The following is a 6,726-nucleotide window of genomic DNA, read 5'->3' as shown; positions in this document are numbered from 1 at the left end:
CCGAGACGCGCGCCAAGCTGGCCGAGGCCGGCGCCGCCGAAGCGCCCGCGGCGGCCGAGGCCCCCGCCGCGGAAGACCCCAAGAAGGCCCTGATCGCCGCCGCGCTCGCCCGCGCCAAGGCGCAGAAGGCCGAGATCCAGCCGCAGAACACCGACAACCTCAGCCCGCAGACGCAGGCCGAGATCGCCGACATCGAAGCCCGCCGCAAGGTACTCGAGGCGGTCGCGGCCACCCCGGCGCCACAAGCCGCCGAAGCGGCAGCCGCCCCCGACGAGCCCCGCCCCTGAGCCCCGCATGATCCACTCTCCCTACGTCCGCAAACCGGTCAGCGTGCAGCGCACGATGGGCCTCGTGCTGCTCGCGCTCGTGCCCGGCATCGTCGCCCACGTCGTCTTCGTCGGCGCCGGCGTGCTGGTCAACCTGGCGATCTCCACGCTCACCGCGGTGGCCGCCGAGGCGCTGATGCTGCGCCTGCGCAAGCGCCCGGTGGGCGTCGCCGTTGCCGATCTCTCCGCCGTGGTCACCGCCTGGCTGGTCACGCTGTGCTTCCCGCCGATCGTGCCGTGGTGGCTCACCGTGTGCGCGGTGCTGGTGGCGATCGTCGCGGTCAAGCACCTCTACGGCGGCCTCGGCCAGAACCCCTTCAACCCGGCGATGATCGCCTACTGCTCGATGATCGTCGCCTTCCCGGCGCTGATGTCGCAGTGGCCGCCCGCCGGCCAGCTGTCCTTCGACACCCAGCTCTCGCTCATCCTCGGCGGGCCGCGCGACATCGACGGCATCACCGGCGCCACCGCGCTCGACGCGCTGCGCACCGGGCTGCGCTCGGGTGTGCAGACCGTCGACAAGGTGCTCGAGGGCTCCGCCTTCGGCGCGCTCGGCGGGCGCGGCTGGGAGTGGGTGTCGATCGGCTACGTCGCGGGGGGCCTCTTCCTGCTCGCGATGCGCATCATCACCTGGCACATGCCGGTCGCCTTCATCGGCGTGCTGGCCGCCATCGCCGGCCTGTTCTGGCTGGTCGATCCGGGCCACTTCGCCTCGCCGCTGTTCCACCTCGCCAGCGGCGGCGCCATGCTCGCCGCCTTCTTCATCGTCACCGACCCGGTCTCGGGCGCGACCACGCCGCGCGGCAAGCTGCTCTTCGCCGGCGGCATCGCGCTGATCGCCTGGCTGATCCGCAACTTCGGCGCCTACCCCGAGGGCATCGCCTTCGGCGTGCTGCTCATGAACATGTGCGTGCCCCTGCTCGACATGAAGACCCAGCCGCGGGTCTTCGGTCACCGCCACGATCTCGAGGGAGGCGGCAAGTGAGCGCGCGCTACTCCGCAACCCGCACCGCCCTGCGCACCGGGGCGATCATGCTGCTGTTCACCCTGGTGTTCACCGCGCTGATGGCGGCCACCTGGCGCATCACCCAGCCCGCGATCGAGGCCTCGGCGCAGGACGCGCAGCGCCGCCTGATCGACGAGGTGCTGCCGCCGGGCAGCTACGACAACGACCTGCTCGCCGACGTCGTGCGCTTCGGCCCCGCGCCGCAGATCGGCATGGACGAGGGCGGCCGGGTCTGGCGTGCGCGCAAGGGCGGCGAGCCGGTCGCGCTGGTCGTCGAGGGCGCGGCCACCGACGGCTACGCCGGGCGCATCGCGCTGGTGGTCGCGGTCAGCACCAACGGGCTGCTCTCGGGCGTGCGCGTCACCCAGCACAAGGAAACGCCGGGCCTGGGCGACTACATCGACCCGAAGAAGGACCGCCGCAAGGACCTGCCCTGGATCGGGCAGTTCGCGGTCGCCACCTGGAAGGACGTCAACACCGCCGAATGGACCGTGCGCAAGGACGGCGGCACCTTCGGCTACCGCACCGGCGCCACCATCAGCGCGCGCGCCGTGGTGCGCGCGGCCGGGCGCAGCACGGCCTTCGTGGTCGAACGCATGGATGCGCTCTTCGCCGCCCCCGCCGGCGGCGTGCTGGGAGAATGAGCATGAGCCCGCAACAATTCCGCGAGATCGCCTGGAACGGCCTGTGGAAGCAGAACACCGGCCTGGCGCAGCTGCTCGGCCTGTGCCCGATCCTCGCCGTCAGCACCAGCATGGTCAACGCGGTCAGCCTCGGCCTCGCCACCATCCTCGTGATGGCGCTGTCCAACCTGGCGGTGTCGGCGCTGCGCAACTTCATCCCCTACGAGATCCGCATCCCGGTCTTCATCCTGATCATCGCGGCGCTGACCACGGTGGTGGACCTCTCCTTCAACGCCTTCTTCCACGACCTCTACCTGGTGCTCGGCATCTTCATCCCGCTGATCGTCACCAACTGCATCGTGCTCGCGCGCGTCGAGGCCTACGCGGCCAAGAACGACCCGCTCACCTCGACCTTCGACGGCGTCATGATGGGCATCGGCCTGGTGTGGGTGCTCGCGGTGCTCGGCGGCATGCGCGAGCTGCTCGGCGCCGGCACGCTGTTCTCGGGCATCGAGATGATCCTCCCCGGCGCCTCGGCGTGGAACGTCTTCGGCGACGACTACCCCGGCTTCCTGATCGCCATCCTGCCGCCCGGCGCCTTCTTTGCGCTCGGCGTGCTGATCGCCGCGTTCAACGCCATCAACGTGCGCCTGGCGGCGCGTGCGCGCCGGCGCCCGCCGCCCGCCCCGACCAGGACGGCCGAGCCGGAGCAGGACTCCGCCGAGCCGGCCGCCGCGAGCTGACGGCCCGCATGGCTGCGATGAAGCGCGAGGCGATCCGCGAGTTCTTCCGCCGCCTGCACGACGCCAACCCGAACCCGCAGACCGAGCTCGAGTACGCCTCGCCCTACCAGCTGCTGGTCGCGGTGGTGCTGTCGGCGCAGGCCACCGACCGCAGCGTCAACCTCGCCACGCGCAAGCTGTTCGCGCTCGCCCCCACGCCCGAGGCCATGGTCTCGCTCGGCGAGGAAGGCATCGCCGACTGCATCAAGACCATCGGCCTGTTCCGCAACAAGGCGAAGAACACGCTGGCGCTGTCGCGCCTGCTGCTCGAGGGCCACGGCGGCGAGGTCCCTGCCGGGCGCGAGGCCCTCGAGGCCCTGCCCGGCGTCGGCCGCAAGACCGCCAACGTGGTGCTCAACACCGTCTTCCGCCAGCCGGCGATGGCGGTGGACACCCACATCTTCCGGCTCGCCAACCGCACCGGGCTGGCCCCCGGCAAGGACGTGCTCGAGGTCGAGAAGGCGCTGCTGCGGCGCGTGCCCAAGGACTACCTGCTCGACGCCCACCACTGGCTGATCCTGCACGGCCGCTACGTGTGCACCGCGCGCAAGCCGCGCTGCGCCGAATGCGGCGTGCGCGACCTGTGCCTGTTCCGCGACAAGACCGACTGAAGCCCCGCGCGGGTGCCCGCCGGCGCGACGCGCTCGCTGCACACCCGCCACCCCGCGCCCGAGGGCGCACGAGAACCGAGGACCCGACATGTTCAACCCCAGCCGCGACCAGGTGCGCAGCTTCTTCATCGACACCTGGCGCAAGGCACGTGCCAAGGAGGTGCTGACGCCGATGGAGACCATCGCCGCCGACATCATCGCCCTCCACCCCGAGTACCACACGGTGGTCGAGGACCCGGAGGCGGTGCACCGCGACTTCCCGCCCGAGGCCGGGCAGATCAACCCCTTCCTGCACCTGTCGCTGCACCTGGCGATCGAGGAGCAGCTCTCGATCGACCAGCCGCCCGGCATCCGTGCCGCCTTCGAGGCCGCCTGCCAGCACCGCGGCAACCGCCACGACGCCATGCACGACGCCCTCGAGTGCCTCGGCGAGATGCTCTTCGACGCCCAGCGCAAGGGCACCCCGCCCGACGGCGCAGCCTACGTCGGCGCGCTGCGCAAGCGCGCCGGGCTGGCGATCTGATCGCGGCCGCCTCGCGCCCCGTCCCACCCGCCGTCCCCCCAGTCACAACTCCACGCCTCGCCCTGCGCACGGGCGAGGCGCTAGAATGAACGTCTTCGGACGAATGGATCGGACCCTGCGCGCCCGGCGCCTGCCGCATTCCCGGCCTGCGCCCGGGCATCCGCGAGCCTGAATCCCCACCGACTCCACCGACTCGCCCACCCTTCCGCCAAGAATCCCCGCCCCCCAGGAGGTCTCCATGCCCGGTCTGCTCACCAACGTCGATCCCGATGGCCTGCTCGAATACTCGGTGGTCTACACCGACCGCTCGCTCAACCACATGTCGCAAGCCTTCCAGGGCGTCATGCGCGAACTCTCCGCGACGCTGAAGAAGGTCTACCACGCCCACGCCGTCGCCATCGTCCCCGGCAGCGGCACCTTCGGCATGGAGGCGGTCGCGCGCCAGTTCGCCACCGGGAAGAAGACCCTGGTGATCCGCAACGGCTGGTTCAGCTACCGCTGGACGCAGATCTTCGAGATGGGGAACATCCCCGCCGAATCCGTGGTGCTCAAGGCCCGCCAGGTGCGCAACGAGGCGCAGGCGCCTTTCACCCCGGCGCCGATCGACGAGGTCGTCGCCGCCATCCGCGAGCACCGCCCCGACGTGGTGTTCGCGCCGCACGTCGAGACCTCGGCCGGCATGATGCTGCCCGACGACTACCTGCGCGCGGTGGCCGACGCCACCCACGCGGTCGGCGGCCTGTTCGTGCTCGACTGCATCGCCTCGGGCACGGTGTGGGTGGACATGGACGCGGTCGGCGTCGACGTGCTGGTGAGCGCGCCGCAGAAGGGCTGGAGCGCCTCGCCGTGCTGCGCGATGGTCATGATGAGCGCCGCCGCGCGCGAGCGCATCGAGGGCACCACCAGCACCAGCTTCGCCTGCGACCTCAAGAAGTGGCTGCAGATCATGGAGGCCTACGAGGGCGGCGCCCACGCCTACCACGCCACCATGCCCACCGACGGCCTGGTCACGCTGCGCGACGTGATGCGCGAGACCGAGGCCTACGGCTTCGCCAAGGTCAAGGAAGAGCAGCTCGAGCTCGGCCGCCGCGTGCGCGCCCTGCTCGAGGCGCGCGGCTTCGCCAGCGTGGCGGCCGCCGGCTTCCAGGCCCCGGGCGTGGTGGTGAGCTTCACCACCGACGACGGCATCAAGACCGGCGCCAAGTTCGCCGCCGCCGGCCTGCAGGTCGCCGCCGGCGTGCCGCTGGCCTGCGACGAGCGCCCCGACTACAAGGCCTTCCGCATCGGCCTCTTCGGCCTCGACAAGCTGCACCACATCGAGCGCAGCGTCGCCACGCTCGAGAAGGCGCTCGACCAGCTCGCCTGACCCGGCTCGATCCACCGGGGTGCGCACGCGCCCACCCCGGCCCGGTCTGCGCACCTGCGCGGGCGCATCGCCTGTCGCACGAACGCCACCCTCGCGGTGGCGTTCGTGTGTCAGGGCATCAGCGTGTCAGGGCAAACTGCGCGCGCAAGCGCTCGATGGTGTCGGGCTCCGCGCGCAGCCGGAAGACCGCCCCCTCATCCTCCGCCCGCTCCTCCAGCACCTCGCAGTTGGCGTAGAGCTCCTTGCGCAGCTGCTGCGCCGACCACGGCAGCAAGAGCTCCGCCTCGACCAGGTCCTGCTGGAAGAAAGTAACGATGGTCTGCCGCAGCCTGGCCACCTCGTCCGGCCGGCGCGCGCTCATGATGATGCAGCCGGGGTATTTTTCGCGCAGCGCGGCCTCGCATTCGGCCTGCGCCGCCGCGTCGCCGACGTGGTCGATCTTGTTGAAGACGCGGATGCGCGGCACCTCGTCGGCGCTGATTTCCTGCAGCACCGCGTCGGTGACCTCGAGTTGACGCTCGAAGCCGGGATCGCTGGCGTCGATGACGTGCAGCAGCAGGCCGGCGTCGAGGGCCTCGTCCAGCGTCGACTTGAAAGAGGCCACCAGCCCGTGCGGCAGGTTCTTGATGAAGCCGACGGTGTCGCTGACCAGCACGCGCGGCACGCTCTCGGGGTAGAGCGTGCGCACGGTGGTGTCGAGCGTGGCGAAGAGCTTGTTGGCGACCAGCACCTCGCTGCCCGTGAGCGCGCGCATCAGGGTGGACTTGCCGGCATTGGTGTAACCGACCAGCGCCACGCTGGCCGGAGCCTGGCGCCCCTGACGGCGCGCACGCTGGGTCTTGCGCTCGGCCTCCATCGCGACGATCTCCAGCTGCAGCTCGGCGATGCGGTCGCGGATCTTGCGGCGATCAAGCTCGGTGTGCGACTCGCCAGCGCCGCGACCGCCCACGCCGCTGCGCTGCCGCCCCTGCGGCCCGGCGAGCTTGGCGGCCTCGCGCAGGCGCGGCGCCATGTAGCCCAGGCGGGCGATCTCCACCTGCGCCTTGGCCGCGCGCGAACGTGCGTTGCGGTGAAAGATCTCGAGGATGACCATGGTCCGGTCCATCACCTCGCAGCCGGTCTCCAGCTCGAGATTGCGCGCCTGCGAGGGCGAGATCTCGTGGTCGACCAGCAACGCCTCGATCGTACCGGTGCGCGGCACGGTGCCGGTCGGCGCGGCCTCGAAGCCGGCTTGGGCGGCCACGAACTCGCGCACCTCCTGGCGCTTGCCGACCCCCAGATAGCCGTGGGTGTCGAAGCCGGCGCGCTTCTGGGTGAAGGTGTGCACCACGCGGTAGCCGAGGGTCTTCGCCAGCTCGCGCAGCTCGGCGAGCGAGGCTTCGAACTCGGCGTCGCTGACGTTGGGGCGTTGCACCGAGGCGACGATGGCCTTCCGGGGTTCGTCGGCGAGTTCTATCTGCATTCAGGGCGCTTCTATCGGAGGGATGGG

At 71.0% G+C, this 6,726-nt stretch carries 7 protein-coding genes and 1 pseudogene; 7 read left to right on the top strand and 1 reads right to left on the bottom strand.

The window, feature by feature from the left end; genetic code table 11:
* From C667_RS01610 to C667_RS01580, 7 genes and pseudogenes are all read left to right on the top strand, one after another.
* A pseudogene (locus C667_RS01610) lies at window positions 1–287 on the top strand (electron transport complex subunit RsxC); the annotation flags it as partial.
* Between the two features lie 7 nt (window positions 288–294).
* Entirely contained in the window at window positions 295–1,311 is a 1,017-nt protein-coding gene (locus C667_RS01605; protein WP_004355747.1) for an RnfABCDGE type electron transport complex subunit D, read from the top strand.
* The gene (locus tag C667_RS01600; protein WP_004355745.1) at window positions 1,308–1,976 is read left to right on the top strand and encodes an RnfABCDGE type electron transport complex subunit G; all 669 of its coding nucleotides are present in this window, start codon (window positions 1,308–1,310) and stop codon (window positions 1,974–1,976) included. Before C667_RS01605 ends, C667_RS01600 begins: the two co-directional genes overlap by 4 nt.
* A gap of 2 nt (window positions 1,977–1,978) precedes the next feature.
* Window positions 1,979–2,698, top strand: coding sequence for an electron transport complex subunit E (locus tag C667_RS01595; protein WP_004355743.1), 720 nt, complete (start codon window positions 1,979–1,981; stop codon window positions 2,696–2,698).
* A gap of 17 nt (window positions 2,699–2,715) precedes the next feature.
* Window positions 2,716–3,348: an endonuclease III gene (gene nth, locus C667_RS01590; RefSeq protein ID WP_004355741.1), complete on the top strand. Its 633-nt coding sequence runs from the start codon at window positions 2,716–2,718 to the stop codon at window positions 3,346–3,348.
* A gap of 88 nt (window positions 3,349–3,436) precedes the next feature.
* On the top strand, window positions 3,437–3,871 hold the full coding sequence (locus C667_RS01585) for a DUF1841 family protein (protein ID WP_004355739.1): 435 nt from the start codon (window positions 3,437–3,439) through the stop codon (window positions 3,869–3,871).
* 238 nt (window positions 3,872–4,109) lie between these two features.
* A complete protein-coding gene (locus C667_RS01580) occupies window positions 4,110–5,237 on the top strand; it encodes an aminotransferase class V-fold PLP-dependent enzyme (protein WP_004355737.1) in 1,128 nt (375 codons plus the stop codon).
* Window positions 5,238–5,355: 118 nt separating this feature from the next.
* Here the strand turns inward: C667_RS01580 and hflX are convergent, their stop codons facing one another.
* The gene (gene hflX / locus C667_RS01575; RefSeq protein WP_004355735.1) at window positions 5,356–6,699 is read right to left on the bottom strand and encodes a GTPase HflX; all 1,344 of its coding nucleotides are present in this window, start codon (window positions 6,697–6,699) and stop codon (window positions 5,356–5,358) included.
* Between the last annotated feature and the right edge of the window lie 27 nt (window positions 6,700–6,726).

This window comes from Thauera phenylacetica B4P, from assembly GCF_000310225.1.
GTDB classification, from domain to species: Bacteria; Pseudomonadota; Gammaproteobacteria; order Burkholderiales; family Rhodocyclaceae; genus Thauera; species Thauera phenylacetica.
Note: the sequence above shows the minus strand (reverse complement) of the source record. Positions and strands in the feature narration are given on the sequence as shown.

Bases quoted from the DNA above. Each gene is read 5' to 3' on its own strand.
- hflX (WP_004355735.1), bottom strand. From the start codon at position 6,699: ATGCAGATAGAACTCGCCGACGAACCCCGGAAGGCCATCGTCGCCTCG.
- C667_RS01605 (WP_004355747.1), top strand. From the start codon at position 295: ATGATCCACTCTCCCTACGTCCGCAAACCGGTCAGCGTGCAGCGCACG.
- C667_RS01585 (WP_004355739.1), top strand. From the start codon at position 3,437: ATGTTCAACCCCAGCCGCGACCAGGTGCGCAGCTTCTTCATCGACACC.
- C667_RS01595 (WP_004355743.1), top strand. From the start codon at position 1,979: ATGAGCCCGCAACAATTCCGCGAGATCGCCTGGAACGGCCTGTGGAAG.
- nth (WP_004355741.1), top strand. From the start codon at position 2,716: ATGAAGCGCGAGGCGATCCGCGAGTTCTTCCGCCGCCTGCACGACGCC.
- C667_RS01580 (WP_004355737.1), top strand. From the start codon at position 4,110: ATGCCCGGTCTGCTCACCAACGTCGATCCCGATGGCCTGCTCGAATAC.